The organism is Neobacillus sp. BF23-41 (assembly GCF_041106275.1).
Genome location: NZ_JBGBPR010000016.1, coordinates 91,920 through 108,349 on the forward strand (window position 1 = coordinate 91,920; position 16,430 = coordinate 108,349).

At 39.6% G+C, this 16,430-nt stretch carries 14 protein-coding genes; 7 read left to right on the plus strand and 7 right to left on the minus strand.

Annotated features, from left to right (window positions below):
• Window positions 1-83: 83 nt before the first annotated feature.
• From rsmG to rpmH, 7 genes are all read right to left on the minus strand, one after another.
• Window positions 84-800, minus strand: coding sequence for a 16S rRNA (guanine(527)-N(7))-methyltransferase RsmG (gene rsmG / locus AB7942_RS21455; protein WP_369448426.1), 717 nt, complete (start codon window positions 798-800; stop codon window positions 84-86).
• 21 nt (window positions 801-821) lie between these two features.
• A complete protein-coding gene (mnmG, locus tag AB7942_RS21460) occupies window positions 822-2,711 on the minus strand; it encodes a tRNA uridine-5-carboxymethylaminomethyl(34) synthesis enzyme MnmG (RefSeq protein WP_369448427.1) in 1,890 nt (629 codons plus the stop codon).
• Between the two features lie 16 nt (window positions 2,712-2,727).
• Window positions 2,728-4,113 carry a tRNA uridine-5-carboxymethylaminomethyl(34) synthesis GTPase MnmE gene (mnmE, locus tag AB7942_RS21465; RefSeq protein ID WP_088084882.1) on the minus strand — a complete coding sequence of 462 codons (1,386 nt, stop codon included), beginning with the start codon at window positions 4,111-4,113 and terminating at the stop codon, window positions 2,728-2,730.
• A 299-nt stretch (window positions 4,114-4,412) separates the two neighbouring features.
• Entirely contained in the window at window positions 4,413-5,039 is a 627-nt protein-coding gene (gene jag, locus AB7942_RS21470) for an RNA-binding cell elongation regulator Jag/EloR (RefSeq protein ID WP_369448428.1), read from the minus strand.
• Window positions 5,036-5,812, minus strand: a complete 777-nt coding sequence (gene spoIIIJ, locus AB7942_RS21475) for a YidC family membrane integrase SpoIIIJ (protein ID WP_088084884.1) — start codon at window positions 5,810-5,812, stop codon at window positions 5,036-5,038. Before spoIIIJ ends, jag begins: the two co-directional genes overlap by 4 nt.
• A 164-nt stretch (window positions 5,813-5,976) precedes the next feature.
• Entirely contained in the window at window positions 5,977-6,318 is a 342-nt protein-coding gene (gene rnpA / locus AB7942_RS21480) for a ribonuclease P protein component (RefSeq protein WP_088084885.1), read from the minus strand.
• 50 nt (window positions 6,319-6,368) lie between these two features.
• Window positions 6,369-6,503, minus strand: a complete 135-nt coding sequence (gene rpmH, locus AB7942_RS21485; RefSeq protein WP_035446353.1) for a 50S ribosomal protein L34 — start codon at window positions 6,501-6,503, stop codon at window positions 6,369-6,371.
• Between the two features lie 665 nt (window positions 6,504-7,168).
• On the opposite strand from rpmH, the gene dnaA reads away from it, so the two are divergent.
• The 7 genes from dnaA to gyrA all read left to right on the plus strand — a co-directional run bounded on the left by dnaA (window position 7,169) and on the right by gyrA (window position 16,169).
• Complete coding sequence (gene dnaA / locus AB7942_RS21490; protein ID WP_214716260.1) at window positions 7,169-8,515, plus strand: chromosomal replication initiator protein DnaA; 1,347 nt, start codon at window positions 7,169-7,171, stop codon at window positions 8,513-8,515.
• A gap of 210 nt (window positions 8,516-8,725) precedes the next feature.
• On the plus strand, window positions 8,726-9,862 hold the full coding sequence (gene dnaN / locus AB7942_RS21495; protein ID WP_369448429.1) for a DNA polymerase III subunit beta: 1,137 nt from the start codon (window positions 8,726-8,728) through the stop codon (window positions 9,860-9,862).
• Window positions 9,863-9,986: 124 nt separating this feature from the next.
• A complete protein-coding gene (yaaA, locus tag AB7942_RS21500) occupies window positions 9,987-10,202 on the plus strand; it encodes a S4 domain-containing protein YaaA (RefSeq protein ID WP_098934341.1) in 216 nt (71 codons plus the stop codon).
• Between the two features lie 46 nt (window positions 10,203-10,248).
• Window positions 10,249-11,367 carry a DNA replication/repair protein RecF gene (gene recF, locus AB7942_RS21505; protein ID WP_369448430.1) on the plus strand — a complete coding sequence of 373 codons (1,119 nt, stop codon included), beginning with the start codon at window positions 10,249-10,251 and terminating at the stop codon, window positions 11,365-11,367.
• Window positions 11,368-11,375: 8 nt separating this feature from the next.
• Window positions 11,376-11,624 carry an extracellular matrix regulator RemB gene (gene remB / locus AB7942_RS21510; protein ID WP_088084890.1) on the plus strand — a complete coding sequence of 83 codons (249 nt, stop codon included), beginning with the start codon at window positions 11,376-11,378 and terminating at the stop codon, window positions 11,622-11,624.
• Between the two features lie 64 nt (window positions 11,625-11,688).
• On the plus strand, window positions 11,689-13,614 hold the full coding sequence (gyrB, locus tag AB7942_RS21515; protein WP_483310895.1) for a DNA topoisomerase (ATP-hydrolyzing) subunit B: 1,926 nt from the start codon (window positions 11,689-11,691) through the stop codon (window positions 13,612-13,614).
• Window positions 13,615-13,640: 26 nt separating this feature from the next.
• Window positions 13,641-16,169 (plus strand): DNA gyrase subunit A, encoded by a 2,529-nt coding sequence (gyrA, locus tag AB7942_RS21520; protein WP_369448431.1) that lies wholly within the window; start codon window positions 13,641-13,643, stop codon window positions 16,167-16,169.
• The last annotated feature ends 261 nt before the right edge of the window (window positions 16,170-16,430 follow it).

The following is a 16,430-nucleotide window of genomic DNA, read 5'->3' on the forward strand; positions in this document are numbered from 1 at the left end:
AGAATAACATGTTTATTGAAAAATTGTTAGCACTCCAAATCCGTTTTTCTTACAATACACCTCGCAAAGGAAGTGTGCTTTTCTTATTCAATCGGTGTCTTTCCTGGTGTCCCAGGCTTGCGCGGGTATTTCATTGGTGTTTGTTTTTCCTTTTTAATGATTAAAATATTCCGCTCGCTTTCTTCCATTGGCAGTGTAAAGGTGTGCATATCTTCCAACCTTCCGCCCAGAATGGAAATTGCCTTTTGACCGATCTCTAATTCATCTTTCGCATGGGCAGCTTTCATGGCAATAAAGTGTCCGCCTACTTTAACAAGTGGCAGGCAGAGCTCGCTCAACACAGACATTCTTGCCACGGCCCTTGCGGTTACGACTTCAAAATTTTCGCGGAAATTTGGATTTACCCCAAAGGTTTCGGCGCGATCATGAATAAAATGAACATTTTCCAATTTTAATTCCTTCGCGAGATGATTTAAAAACGAAATGCGCTTGTTTAGTGAATCAACAATCGTCACTTCGATATGTGGGAAAACAATTTTTAGCGGAATACTAGGGAACCCCGCTCCCGCCCCCACATCACAAAGATGAAAAGGCTTTGTAAAATCAAAATAGAAGGAAGCCGTAATCGAATCATAAAAATGCTTAAGATACACTTCAGCTTTATCCGTAATAGCGGTTAAATTCATTTTTTCATTCCACTCGACCAATGTCTCAAAGTATATTTCAAATTGGCCGAGCTGTTCACTTGAAAGGGAGATCCCTTTTTCCCTTAGGTTTGCTGCAAATTGTTCAATGATCATTCAATAATCTTCCTCACATAATTATTCATTTGAAACTCTAGCTATTTTGCCTTGTTCTAGGTACACAAGCAGGATCGAAACATCCGCTGGATTCACTCCTGAAATCCGGGATGCCTGGGCAATTGATAGCGGTTTGACTAGTTTTAGTTTCTGTCTGGCTTCTGTCGCAAGGCCTGACACCGTGTCATAATCAATATTCTCAGGGATTTTCTTATCTTCCATTTTCTTTAAGCGGTCAACCTGTTGTAGTGACTTGGTAATATAGCCCTCATATTTTAACTGGATTTCAACCTGTTCCTTCACATCTTCATCAAGGCTGACATCACTTGGAAAAATGGTTTCAAGCAGTTCATAGTTCATTTCTGGTCTTTTTAATAAATCAGAAGCGCGGATTCCATCCTTTAATTCACTGCCGCCAATGCTTCGAATCAGCTCTTGAACCTCAGCCGTCGGTTTCAAAAACGTCGACTCTAAACGCTGCTTTTCAGCCTCAATTGCGTCTTTCTTTGCTAAAAATCGTTCGTATCGGTCGTCACGAATCAGTCCGATTTGATGGCCCATTTCGGTTAAGCGTAAATCAGCATTATCATGTCGTAACAGTAGGCGATACTCTGCTCTTGACGTTAACAATCGGTATGGCTCATTTGTTCCTTTAGTGATCAAATCATCAATTAAAACTCCAATATACGCATCGGAACGACTTAAAATTAACTGGTCACGGCCAATCGCTTTCAGTCCTGCATTGATACCAGCCATGATTCCTTGTCCTGCTGCTTCTTCATAGCCGGAAGTTCCATTAATTTGACCAGCCGTATACAGTCCTTCAACCACTTTGGTTTCCAGGGTAGGCCATAACTGTGTTGGCACAATCGCATCGTATTCAATCGCATATCCAGCTCTCATCATTTGCACATTTTCAAGTCCTGGAACGGTTTTAAGAATTTCCTGCTGTACATCTTCCGGTAAGCTCGTGGATAGACCCTGTACATAGACTTCCTTTGTGTGTCTTCCTTCAGGCTCAAGGAAAATCTGATGGCGCGGCTTATCATTAAAGCGGACGACCTTATCTTCAATCGATGGACAATACCTTGGTCCTGTCCCTTTAATCATTCCGGAATACATTGGAGAACGATGTAGATTGGCGTCAATTAACTGATGGGTGCGTTCATTGGTATAGGTCAACCAGCATGGCAGTTGGTCCGTAATATATTTCGTTGTTTCATAGGAAAACGATCGTGGAACTTCGTCGCCAGGCTGGATTTCTGTTTTACTATAATCAATCGTATTACTATTAACACGTGGCGGGGTTCCAGTCTTAAAACGAACAAGGTCGAAACCAAGCTCCTCTAAATGTTCAGACAGCTTAATCGATGGCTGCTGATTATTTGGACCACTTGAATATTTCAACTCACCAAGGATAATTTCCCCACGTAAATAGGTTCCGGTTGTAATGACGACCGTTTTTGAGCGGTAGACCGCCCCTGTCTTTGTGATAACCCCTTTAGAAATTCCATCCTCGACAATCAGTTTCTCGACCATACCCTGCAGTAAAGTTAAATTCGGTTCTTCCTCGAGTGTTTTTTTCATTTCATGCTGGTAAGCAAATTTATCAGCCTGCGCTCTTAACGCGCGGACAGCTGGACCTTTTCCCGTGTTCAGCATTCTCATTTGGATATAGGTTTTATCAATATTTCGACCCATTTCCCCGCCCAGAGCATCTATTTCACGAACGACGATCCCCTTAGCTGGTCCGCCTACGGATGGGTTACATGGCATAAAGGCAACCATATCAAGATTGATGGTAATCATTAATGTTTTGGCGCCAAGTCTCGCCGCCGCAAGGCCCGCTTCACAGCCGGCATGGCCTGCTCCAACGACAATGACGTCATAATTTCCTGCTTCGTATTGCATGTAGTCACTCCTCTTTCTATTTCCCTAAACAGAATTGCGAAAATAACTGGTCGATCAGGCTTTCGTGGACACTCTCGCCAATGATTTCGCCAAGTAATTCCCATGTTCTTGTTAAATCTATTTGAACAATATCAATAGGGGTACCCATTTCGACCCCATCAATTGCTTCTTCGATTGTCTTTAAGCTTTGGTGCAATAGTGCAATATGACGACTGTTTGAAACATAGGTCATATCGCCAGCATCAATCGAGCCTGCAAAAAATAACGAAGCGATCGCTTCCTCTAACTCATCGACGCCACGGTCCTCAAGTAGTGAAGTAGTGACAATCTTATGCTCTTTTGCTAACTCATTCACTTTCTCCAGATCAATTTGCTGCGGCAAATCCGTTTTATTGACGATAACGATAACATCCATCCCTTTGACCACTTCAAAAAGCTGCTCATCTTCCATACTTAACTTGTCAGCATAATTTAAAACAAGCAAAATTAAATCCGCGTCTTGTAAAACTTGGCGGGAACGCTCCACTCCAATTCGTTCGACAATATCCTCTGTTTCCCTAATTCCTGCCGTGTCCAAAAGTCGCAATGGGACACCGCGAACATTCACGTATTCTTCAATTACATCCCTTGTGGTTCCAGGAATATCCGTCACAATCGCCTTGTTTTCATGAACTAGACTGTTTAATAGCGAGGATTTTCCTACATTCGGACGGCCAACAATCGCAGTAGACAGTCCTTCTCGTAAAATTTTCCCCTGTTCCGACGTTTGCAATAGCTTTTTGATCTCTTCCCGAACAAAATGGGCCTTCTCTGCTAACATCTTATGGGTCATTTCTTCGACATCGTCATATTCCGGATAATCTATATTCACTTCCACATGGGCAAGGATTTCTAAAATCTCCTGACGTAGTCTTCGAATTAATTTCGACAGGCGCCCTTCCATTTGTCCCAAAGCGACGTTCATCGCGCGGTCCGTTTTTGCCCTGATTAAATCCATCACCGCTTCCGCTTGGGATAAATCAATCCGTCCATTTAAAAATGCCCTTTTTGTAAACTCTCCCGGTTCCGCGAGTCTCGCTCCATTCGTTAACACCTGCTGAAGAACTCTATTCACAGAAACAATCCCGCCATGGCAGTTTATTTCAACAACATCCTCTTTTGTAAAAGTTTTTGGCCCTTTCATGACAGACACCATAACCTCTTCAACCACTTGCCCCGTATTAGGGTCTATCAAGTGTCCATAGTGGATCGTATGGGTTGCTGCCTCAGTCAGCCTTTTCCCACCGATACTCCTAAATAGCTTGTCTGCTATCGGGAATGCTTCATCCCCGCTCAAACGCACAATCGCAATCGCACCCTCACCCATCGGAGTCGATATTGCCGCAATCGTATCAGATTCCATTTCCTTCACCTCACATTAAAAAATCGGTTCATCTATATAAAAAATATTTTTTCTCCAAAACAATAGAATACCACATCATTTTCTGTGGAAAAAGTAAACCATCTTCCAAATAATTATTAATCCACAATTCACTTCTATCTCATTATTATTTTAACTTATCCACATGTGAATAACAATAAAACGAAAAATGTGAAAAAATTGAATGTTATCAACAGGCTCATTTTTTTAAAATTCGACAAAAAAAGACACCCTATCATTCAATAGGATGCCTTTGTGATTTTGTTTTTAAGTTTAAATCCTTATCTTTTTGATGCTGGAGTAATCACAATAAAGCGATGTGGCTCCGATCCATCAGAAAGTGTTTTGATGCGTTTATTATCAGATAAAGCAGCATGAATCACTTTTCGCTCATAGGAAGGCATCGGTTCTAAGGTTACATCTTTTCCTGACTTAACCACCTTTTGGGCGAGACGATGGGCTAATTGAATCAGCGTTTCATTTCTTCTTTTTCGGTAATCCTCCGCGTCCAAGATCACGGTTAAATACTGATTCGAAAAACGATTTAGCACTAATTGTGTTAAATATTGAAGCGAATTTAATGTTTGACCTCTTTTCCCAATCAATAACGCAATCTTTTCACCCGTCATAATAAAATGAACATGTTTACCTTCGCGTTTGATTTCTATTTCTGCGGGCGCTCCCATCTGTTCACTTACTTGAGTTAGAAATTTCTTTGCTTCTTCAATGGGATCTATGATGACAGTTACTTTTACAACAGCCGGACGTGAACCAAAAATACCGAAAATCCCTTTTTTTCCTTGATCAATAATGTCAATATCTGTGCGGTCTTTGCTGGTTTGTAATTGAGCTAAAGCTGATTTTACTGCTTCTTCGACAGTTTGTCCTGTAGCAGTTACCTGTTTCACTTTTTTGCTCCTCCCGCATTACCGGATGCTTTTGCCATTTTCAAATCCGGTCCTTTAATAAAATAGGTCTGCACAATCATAAAAATATTTCCTACTACCCAGTACAACGAAAGCGCGGCAGGGAAACTAAAGGCAAAAACAACAATCATGATTGGCATCATCCAAAGCATCATCGCCATTTGTGGATTCTGATCTTGTCCAGCCATCATAATTTTTTGCTGAATAAACGTGGTTATACCTGCCACTATCGGCAAAATATAGTAAGGATCTTTATCACCAAGGTCAAACCATAGGAAATTATCGTTTGCAATTTCCCTTGTTCGTGAGATGGCATGGTAAAAACCAATTAAAATTGGCATTTGTACAATTAATGGAAAACAGCCAGCCATTGGATTTACACCATGTTTTGAAAAAAGTGCCATGGTTTCCTGTTGCAGCTTTTGCTGTGTTTTTTGATCTTTAGAACTATATTTCTTTTTCAGTTCGGCCATTTCTGGCTGCAATGCTTGCATCGCTTTTGAACTTCTTGTCTGCTTGATCATTAGTGGCAAAATCGCAAGGCGGATCAGGATAGTTACGACAATAATCGATAACCCAAAACTGCCCCCGAGAATAAGCGCCCCTTCTTTGATCAACCAGGATAAAGGATAGACAATATACTCATTCCAAAAGCCTGAACTCTCCGATGTGATTGGCTTCTTAATTTCACTGCATCCTGTTAGGAACATAAATACAGAAAGTAAACCAATACCTAGTAATATTCGTTTTTTCAACCAAATTTTCCTCCTTACAATAAAGATAATGAACAGTTTAGAATCAAATCTATGTACAATTTATTTTGGATGATTTCAAAGGTATTTTATCACCTAGGCAAAGGAATTGTCTTCAATAGGATATAAATATTCAACGAATTCCTTTGCAAATTTTGTCCTTAAAGTCACTTTTTCAAAACCTTCCCAACTTTAAGTACATGGGTTAAACTTTTTTTCACCTCAAAAAAATCCATTTCAGCTGCTGGCTTCCTGGCAATAATCACGTAATCATTCCCTGGTGCTAACTGTTCGTTCAGTTCAAAAATGGATTGCCTTACATACCTTTTAATTCTATTCCTTGTCACCGCATTTCCAATCTTCTTACTCACCGATAGGCCAATGCGAAAATAGTCTTGTCCCTCTTTTTTTAATGAATAGACGACAAATTGCCTATTTGCAAATGATTGGCCCTTTTGAAATGCCGTTTGAAATTCTTTATTTTTTTTAATACGCAGCTCTTTTTTCATAAAAACACCTTCAGTCGGATTAGAAAAAAGACCACTGACTTTGCAGTGGTCTATGCTGATAATACTTTTCTTCCCTTTAGACGACGACGAGCTAGAACCTTACGGCCATTAGCTGAGCTCATACGACTACGGAAGCCATGAACTTTACTGTGTTTACGGCTATTTGGTTGATATGTTCTTTTCATTATATGACACCTCCCTGAGGAATAGCTATCAAGTTTAAATGACAGTCTTACTTATTATAAAGACCTCACCATAAAATTGTCAACTACTCTTCACTATTGTTTCCATTTCCAAATTTTATTGAACATGAATTTGCTAATTTCCAGAAATTCTATAGCTATAAGAATAGATCTGAACCATGAAAGTGGAATTCTTATTTTTACTCCCATAATTCATCCAGCCCTTTCTCCTGGAAAGTACGAATATCCTGTGGATAAATTTTCGACATTTTTTTCACATTCTACACAAGATATTGACAGGTTTTGCACAAAATATCTACTTGTGGACAATTACTGTGCACATATTGTTACAGTTGTGGATAAACTGCGAAAAGGCATTGCACATCAAGCAATAATTTGATATCATATTTGTGTTTTCACTCTGAATAACTTTATCCACAATAATACGTTATCCACAATTTGTGGATATCATGTGGATAGTTTATCCGAGGGTACTGCAGAAAGTTGTCCACAAGAGGTGGATATTGTCGAAACTCCATTTTACTTCCTTATTATTTATTATCCACATTCACTATTTCGTATATTTATAAATTAATAGGTTGTACTGACGGTATAATTAAGAAAAACGCGTTGTTTTATAAAAAAACACAACAAAGGAGGGATATTATTTGGAAAATATCGCGGATCTTTGGCATGCTGCATTAGCCAATATAGAAAAAAAAATAAGCAAACCAAGCTTTGATACCTGGCTTAAGTCCACAAAGGCCCATTCCCTTCAAGGCGATTTGCTAATCATCACTGCTCCCAATGAGTTTGCTCGTGATTGGCTGGAAGAGCGTTATTCGCAGCTAATCTCTGGGATCCTCTATGAAATTACCGGAGAAGAGCTTTCTGTTAAGTTTATCATTCCGCAAAATCAAAACGAGTCAGAAAGTGATGTCCTGCTGCCACCGAAAAAGGTAAAAAAGGACGATGACCATGGGGAATTTCCTCAGGGTATTTTAAATCAGAAATACACTTTTGATACGTTTGTTATTGGCTCAGGCAACCGTTTTGCCCACGCTGCTTCACTGGCAGTTGCCGAAGCACCAGCCAAAGCATACAATCCCCTCTTTATTTATGGAGGAGTTGGATTAGGAAAAACGCACTTAATGCATGCAATTGGCCATTATGTCTTAGATCATAACCCTGCAGCAAAAGTGGTTTATTTATCATCTGAAAAATTTACAAATGAATTTATTAACTCGATTCGTGACAATAAAGCAGAGAGTTTCCGCAATAAATATCGAAATGTCGATATTTTACTTATAGATGATATTCAATTTTTAGCTGGAAAAGAATCAACACAAGAAGAATTTTTTCATACCTTCAATGCTCTTCATGAGGAAAGCAAACAGATTATTATCTCCAGCGACCGGCCGCCTAGAGAAATTCCAACGTTAGAGGACCGGCTCAGGTCACGGTTTGAATGGGGATTGATTACAGATATTACACCGCCCGATTTGGAAACGAGAATTGCCATTCTTCGCAAAAAAGCTAGAGCCGAAGGATTAGATATACCTAACGAGGTAATGCTTTATATCGCCAACCAAATTGATACAAACATCCGGGAGCTAGAAGGAGCACTGATCCGAGTGGTCGCCTATTCTTCCTTAATCAATAAAGATATTAATGCTAATTTAGCAGCAGAGGCATTAAAAGATATTATTCCAAGTTCAAAGCCTAAAGTAATAACCATTCTGGATATTCAGAAGACAGTCGGGGAACTCTTTAGTATAAAACTCGAGGACTTTAAGGCAAAAAAGCGGACAAAGTCGCTTGCCTTTCCTAGACAAATTGCGATGTACCTATCACGGGAATTAACCGATTATTCTTTGCCTAAAATAGGAGAAGAATTTGGCGGCCGCGATCATACGACTGTCATACATGCTCATGAGAAAATTTCCAAACTACTTCAGACCGATGCCCAGCTGCAAAGGCAAATGAAAGAACTGCATGAACTATTAAAAGTTTAGGCAGTTATTGGTGTTTTTTTCTTTCAAATATGTGAATAACTTCTTTGCATTTACACACAGTCTGTCCACATGTGGATAGGCTGTGTTTCCGTTGAAATAATCCAGTTATCCACATATCAACAGGCCCTACTAGTACTTCTACTCTTTTTTTAAAAAAATATATTATGTTATAGCTATAAAAAATATGCTTAAAACGGAGGAATACATGCGATGAAATTTATCATTCAAAGAGATCGGTTAGTTCAGAGTGTTCAAGACGTTATGAAGGCTGTTACTACAAGAACAACAATCCCTATCTTAACCGGAATTAAAATCACAGCTACATCAGAAGGTGTTACCTTAACAGGAAGTGATTCTGATATTTCCATTGAATCCTTTATTCCAAAAGAGGATGCTGGTAATGAAATTATTGAATTGAAACAAGCAGGAGCGATCGTTCTCCAAGCAAAAGTATTTAGTGAAATTGTCAAAAAGCTCCCGACTGATTCGGTTGAAATTGAAGTCTTAGGCTCGCTTCAAACGGTCATTCGTTCTGGAAAATCTGAATTTAACTTGATTGGCCTGGATGCTGAAGAGTATCCTCACCTTCCACAGATCGAAGAAAATAATAAATTTCATATTGCAACAGATCTTTTAAAAGCGATGATTCGCCAAACTCATTTTGCAGTGTCCTCCTCAGAAACACGCCCCATCTTGACAGGTGTAAACTGGAAGGTTGAAAACGGGGAACTAAACTGTATTGCAACAGATAGTCACCGACTCGCGCTTCGAAAGGCAAAGATCGAAATAGCGAACAACGAAAACTATAATGTGGTCATTCCAGGAAAAAGCTTGAATGAGTTGAGTAAGATTATTGATGACAGCCATGACTTAATTGATATTGTTATTACCGAGAATCAAATATTATTTAAAGCGAAGCACTTATTATTTTTCTCAAGATTGTTAGAAGGAAATTATCCGGATACCTCTCGTTTAATTCCGAATGAAAGTAAAACGGATGTGACGGTAAATACAAAGGAATTCTTGCATGCAATTGATCGTGCCTCTTTGCTGGCAAGAGAAGGAAGAAACAATGTTGTCAAATTTTCGACAATTGAAGGCGGAATTATTGAAATTTCTTCAAATACTCCTGAGGTCGGGAAGGTAGTCGAGGAAATTCAAAGCGAAGCCATCGAGGGTGAAGATTTGAAGATTTCTTTTAGTGCCAAATATATGATGGATGCATTAAAGGCGCTTGAAGGAACAGATGTTAGGGTAAGCTTTACTGGAGCCATGCGCCCGTTCGTCATTCGCCCGCTTCATGATGAAACGATTTTGCAATTAATATTACCCGTTCGAACATACTAAATTTATAGAGTCTAAACCCATATGCCACCACACATTGGTGGCTTTCTTTTAGTTTCCTTTGTATCTCTGTGAAATATTTAGTAAAATAAAGTATTGAGACCATTTTAGAAACGAGGGTGACGATTTGCCTGAAAAAATTAAGATCGATACTGAATTTATTACGCTGGGTCAATTTCTTAAATTGGCTGAAGTAATTCAATCGGGCGGCATGGCAAAATGGTTTTTAAGTGAACATGATATATTGATTAATGGCGAACAAGATCAAAGAAGAGGAAGAAAGCTGCGCACCGGTGACAAAATCCAAATTGCTGGTTTTGGGGAGTTTGTGATTACCGAGTAATTATCAAAATAATTACCGAGTAGCAAGGCTAAAGGATGTCGTTTGCATGTATATCGAAAAATTAGCGCTAACAAATTATCGAAACTACGAAGAATTGTTCGTAGAATTTGAAAATAAAGTAAATGTCATCCTGGGTGAAAACGCCCAAGGTAAAACAAACGTCATGGAATCAATTTATGTTTTGGCTATGGCGAAGTCGCACCGGACCTCCAATGATAAAGAACTTATTCGCTGGGACCAAGAGTATGCTAAAATAGAGGGTAGGGTTCAAAAACAACACAGCTCATTGCCGCTGCAATTAATTATTTCTAAAAAGGGCAAAAAAGCAAAATGCAACCATATTGAGCAGCAAAAATTAAGTCAATATGTAGGCAATATGAATGTGGTTATGTTTGCTCCTGAGGACCTTAACTTAGTGAAAGGCAGCCCGCAGGTCCGAAGACGATTTATTGATATGGAAATTGGACAGGTATCGCCCATTTATTTACATGATATGAGTCAATATCAAAAAATTCTCCAGCAGCGTAATCATTTTTTGAAAATGTTACAGATCAGAAAACAGACCGATCAGACCATGCTTGAGATATTAACGGAACAATTTATCCAGATGGCTGTGAAAATTGTGGCGAAAAGGTTTGAATTCCTGCACTTACTTCAGAATTGGGCAAAACCGATTCATCAAGGGATTTCAAGAGGCTTGGAAACGCTCGAAATTACCTATAAACCGTCGGTAGAGGTATTAGAAGATCAAAATTTGTCGAAGATGATAGCATGCTTTGAAGAAAAATTCAGCAAGGTTAGAACTAGGGAAATTGAGCGAGGTACTACGCTTTTCGGTCCCCATCGTGATGATCTGCTTTTTTATGTAAACGGAAGAGACGTTCAAACATTTGGATCACAAGGTCAGCAGCGTACCACAGCACTATCCGTAAAGCTTGCAGAAATTGAATTAATTTCTGCTGAAATTGGTGAATATCCCATTTTACTGCTAGATGATGTTTTATCGGAATTAGATGACTATCGGCAGTCTCACTTGCTTAATACCATCCAAGGAAGAGTTCAAACCTTCGTGACTACCACAAGTGTCGAGGGGATTGACCATCAAACATTAAGGGAAGCTTCCACGTTTATCGTTGAAGCTGGTGTCATAAAGAAAATTAATTGAGGTGTACCATGTATATCCATATCGGGGAAGATATTAATATTAGGGCAAGAGATATTATTTCTATCTTGGATAAAGAGAGTGCAAACAACTCGCCGCTTGTAGAGGAGTTCATCAGTCAACGTAAAGAAAAGGTAATCAATCTATCGAAAAACCCCTTTAAATCAGTCATTATTACATATGACAATGTTTACTTATCCCCGATTTCTTCAGGAACTTTAAAGAAACGATCAACTCAAATGAATATACATGAATTTTGATATTTATTTATTTTTTAATTAACGATATAGATATATTTTTGTCAGAAGGTGCAGGTGAACAAGCATGACTTTGGAACAAAAAGCAGTCGAAGAAGCATATGGTGCGGAACAGATACAGGTTCTTGAAGGACTTGAAGCTGTTCGAAAAAGACCCGGTATGTATATTGGTTCAACAAGTGGTAAAGGTCTTCATCATCTTGTTTGGGAAATTGTTGATAACAGTATTGACGAGGCGCTGGCTGGTTTCTGTGATGAAATCAATGTCATTATTGAAGAAGACAACAGCATCACGGTAAAGGATAATGGCCGTGGAATCCCAGTCGGAATTCAGGAAAAAATGGGTAGACCAGCGGTAGAAGTCATAATGACTGTGCTGCACGCCGGCGGTAAATTCGGCGGCGGAGGATATAAGGTATCCGGAGGACTGCATGGTGTTGGCGCGTCAGTAGTTAATGCCCTTTCCACGGAACTTGAGGTATATGTACACAGGGATGGTCAAATTTACTCAATCAAATTTGAACGCGGCGCGGTAGTTCAAGAATTAGAGGTCATTGGAACGACTGATATCACGGGTACAGTTACGCACTTTAAACCAGATGGTGAGATTTTTACAGAAACATTAGTATATGAATATGACATTCTAGCCACTAGACTTCGTGAACTTGCCTTCCTTAACAGGGGAATAAAGATCACGATTGAGGATAAGCGTGTTGAAAATAAACGCAATGAATACTACTACGAAGGCGGAATTAAATCATATGTTGAGCATTTAAACCGCACAAAAGAAGTGATTCATGAAGAACCGATTTACATGGAGGGAGAGCGTGACGGCATTAGTGTTGAAGTCGCACTCCAATATAACGAGGGGTATACAGATAACATTTACTCTTTCGCAAATAATATCCACACCTATGAAGGTGGAACGCATGAATCCGGTTTTAAGACTGCGTTAACAAGGGTTATCAATGATTACGCTCGGAAAAATAGCTTAATCAAGGAGAACGATACCAATCTTTCTGGTGAAGATGTTCGTGAAGGTATCACGGCGATCGTCTCGATTAAACATCCTGATCCCCAATTTGAAGGACAAACGAAGACTAAATTAGGGAATTCTGAAGTGAGAACGATCACTGATACCGTTTTTGCAAGTACCTTTGATAAGTTCATGTTGGAAAATCCATCAGTTGCTAGAAAAATTGTCGAAAAAGGCTTAATGGCAGCACGTGCAAGGCTTGCTGCAAAGAAAGCTAGGGAATTAACACGCCGGAAAAGTGCTTTAGAGGTTTCTAGTTTACCTGGGAAATTGGCTGACTGTTCTTCAAAGGATCCGGCTGAAAGTGAAATGTATATCGTAGAGGGTGATTCCGCTGGCGGATCGGCAAAGCAAGGTCGTGATCGCCATTTCCAAGCGATACTGCCACTTCGAGGGAAAATTCTTAATGTGGAAAAAGCACGTCTCGATAGAATCCTTTCTAACAATGAAGTTAGGGCGATGATTACAGCGATTGGAACAGGCATTGGTGAAGATTTTGATATTGCTAAAGCCCGTTATCATAAAATTGTCATTATGACCGATGCTGATGTGGATGGTGCCCATATTCGGACGCTTCTCTTAACGTTCTTTTACCGTTTTATGAGAAAAATCTTAGAAGCCGGTTATATTTATATTGCCCAGCCGCCGCTTTATAAGGTTCAACAAGGTAAACGAATTGAGTACGCCTATAATGATAAAGAACTTGAACGGATATTTGCCATGCTTCCAGCTGCTCCAAAACCGAATATCCAACGGTATAAAGGTTTAGGTGAGATGAATCCTGATCAATTATGGGAAACAACAATGGATCCTGAAAATAGAGCTATGCTGCAGGTAAGTCTTGAAGATGCGATCGAAGCAGACGAAACCTTTGATATGTTAATGGGTGAAAAAGTAGAACCACGTCGTAATTTCATTGAGGCGAATGCTCAATACGTGAAGAATTTAGATATATAAAGAAAAGGTGAAAGGAGGAAATAAGTATGGCTGAAACCCCAAATTCTCAAGTAACAGAGATTAATATTAGTAAAGAAATGAAAGCTTCCTTTCTTGACTATGCGATGAGTGTTATCGTTTCACGTGCCCTTCCAGATGTTCGGGATGGGTTGAAACCAGTTCATCGCCGAATTCTATATGCTATGCATGATCTGGGTATGCATTCAGATAAACCATATAAAAAATCAGCCCGTATCGTTGGGGATGTCATCGGTAAGTATCACCCGCATGGTGACTCTGCCGTTTATGAAACAATGGTTCGGATGGCACAGGACTTCAACTATCGGTACATGCTTGTAGATGGACATGGAAACTTCGGTTCTGTCGATGGTGACTCAGCGGCAGCAATGCGTTATACAGAATCAAGAATGTCTAAAATCTCGATGGAATTATTAAGAGATATAAACAAAGATACCATTGATTATCAAGACAACTATGATGGCGAAGAAAGAGAGCCTGTTGTATTACCGGCCAGGTTCCCTAACCTTTTAGTCAATGGGTCGACCGGGATTGCCGTTGGTATGGCGACCAATATCCCTCCGCACCAGCTTGGCGAGGTAATTGATGCTGTGTTAGCGCTTAGTCGTGACCCTGAAATTACGACGCAGGAGCTTATGGAAATTATCCCAGGTCCAGATTTCCCAACAGGTGGAATCATCTTGGGCCGGAGCGGTATTCGTAAAGCGTATGAAACAGGCAGAGGATCAATAACAGTTCGTGCAAAAGTAGTAATCGAACAAAAAGCAAATGGTAAAGAAGTTATCATTGTTAATGAATTACCATACCAAGTGAACAAAGCGAGATTAGTTGAAAAAATCGCTGAATTAGCCCGCGATAAAAAAATTGAAGGCATTACCGACCTAAGAGATGAATCCGATCGTAAAGGAATGCGGATTGTTATTGAGGTTCGTAAAGATGCGAATGCCAACGTCCTTTTAAATAATTTATATAAACATACAGCACTTCAAACCAGCTTTGGAATTAACACCCTAGCCCTAGTTAATGGACATCCAAAGGTGTTGACTCTCAAGCAATGCTTAGTGCATTACTTAGATCATCAAGTAGTAGTCATTCGTAGAAGGACCGAGTTTGAATTACGTAAAGCGGAAGCACGTGCCCACATCTTAGATGGTTTAAGAATTGCCTTGGATCATCTTGATGAAGTTATTAGTTTAATCCGCAGCTCACAAACGACAGACATCGCTCGTGAAGGCTTAATGACTACCTTTAATCTTTCTGAAAAGCAAGCTCAGGCCATTCTGGATATGCGCCTACAGCGTTTAACTGGATTGGAAAGAGAAAAGATCGAAGAAGAATATCAAAACCTTGTGAAGCTAATCGCTGAATTAAAGGCAATTTTAGCGGATGAGGAAAAGGTATTTGAAATTATCCGCGAAGAAATGAATGAAATCAAAGAGCGTTTTAATGATAAGCGCCGGACAGAAATCGTAACGGGCGGAATTGAAAATATTGAGGATGAAGATCTAATTCCTCGTGAAAATATTGTTATTTCTTTAACCCATAACGGATATGTTAAACGTCTCCCTGTTTCCACCTATCGTGCTCAAAGACGAGGCGGACGGGGAATCCAAGGAATGGGTACAAACGAGGATGACTTTGTTGAACACTTGATCACCACCTCAACACATGATACGATCCTTTTCTTTACAAATAAAGGGAAGGTATACCGTTCTAAAGGATATGAAATCCCTGAATACAGCCGAACAGCGAAAGGGATACCAATTATCAATCTCCTTGGTGTCGAAAAGGGAGAATGGGTCAATGCAATCATTCCCGTTTCGGAATTTGTAGATGATTGGTTCTTATTCTTTACGACCAAAGAAGGGATTTCAAAACGGTCTCCGTTAACATCGTTTGCACATATCCGCAACAACGGCCTAATTGCGCTAAGTTTGCGTGAAGGGGATGAACTAATCTCTGTCCGCTTAACTGATGGCACAAAGCATATGATTATCGGAACAAAGAAGGGTATGCTGATTCGTTTCCCGGAAACGGATGTTCGATCAATGGGACGAACAGCCACTGGCGTGAAAGGCATTACGCTCGATAGTGACGATGAAGTTGTCGGAATGGAAGTATTAGAGGAAACGAATGATGTGTTAATTGTAACGAAAAATGGTTACGGTAAACGTACCAAAGCGGAAGAATACCGGATCCAAGGCAGGGGCGGTAAAGGGATTAAAACCTGCCACGTTACAGAAAAAAATGGCGACCTTGTTTCGATGCGTGCGGTAACAGGTGAAGAGGACCTGATGCTTATTACCACAGGTGGTGTCCTCATCCGAATGGATGTTGGCAGTATTTCTAAAATGGGACGTAATACTCAAGGTGTAAAGCTCATTAGTATGAAGGAAAGCGAAGATGAATTTGTTGCCACTGTGGCAAAAGTAGAGAAAGAAGAAGAGGAAGAAAACCTTGAAAATAATCCTAATGAAGCTGAAGGAGACTCTCCTGAAGAAAATCATGAGGTTGAAACAAACGAGGATGTAGAATAAAAAAGTAGAGGGGGCACACAATAAATGTGCTCCTTTTCTTATGTCCATGAATTATAAAATAGAGATGTAATCGTAAGAAAGAGTTATTATATTGTTCATAGTAAAAAAGATAGAAAAACTGTTGACTTTAATTTTTACAGATGGTATATTAGTTAAGTCGCTTACGGGCGATAGAGAAATTGTCCTTTGAAAACTAAACAAACAAAATCGTGCAAACAAACAAAAATTTTAGTTTCAATTAAGAAACTAAGCCAACGTAAC

Coding starts and splice junctions, on each gene's coding strand:
- mnmG (WP_369448427.1), bottom strand. CDS start 2,711: ATGCAATACGAAGCAGGAAATTATGACGTCATTGTCGTTGGAGCAGGC.
- dnaN (WP_369448429.1), top strand. CDS start 8,726: ATGAAATTTATCATTCAAAGAGATCGGTTAGTTCAGAGTGTTCAAGAC.
- mnmE (WP_088084882.1), bottom strand. CDS start 4,113: ATGGAATCTGATACGATTGCGGCAATATCGACTCCGATGGGTGAGGGT.
- remB (WP_088084890.1), top strand. CDS start 11,376: ATGTATATCCATATCGGGGAAGATATTAATATTAGGGCAAGAGATATT.
- rpmH (WP_035446353.1), bottom strand. CDS start 6,503: ATGAAAAGAACATATCAACCAAATAGCCGTAAACACAGTAAAGTTCAT.
- gyrB (WP_483310895.1), top strand. CDS start 11,689: ATGACTTTGGAACAAAAAGCAGTCGAAGAAGCATATGGTGCGGAACAG.
- rsmG (WP_369448426.1), bottom strand. CDS start 800: ATGATCATTGAACAATTTGCAGCAAACCTAAGGGAAAAAGGGATCTCC.
- rnpA (WP_088084885.1), bottom strand. CDS start 6,318: ATGAAAAAAGAGCTGCGTATTAAAAAAAATAAAGAATTTCAAACGGCA.
- recF (WP_369448430.1), top strand. CDS start 10,249: ATGTATATCGAAAAATTAGCGCTAACAAATTATCGAAACTACGAAGAA.
- gyrA (WP_369448431.1), top strand. CDS start 13,641: ATGGCTGAAACCCCAAATTCTCAAGTAACAGAGATTAATATTAGTAAA.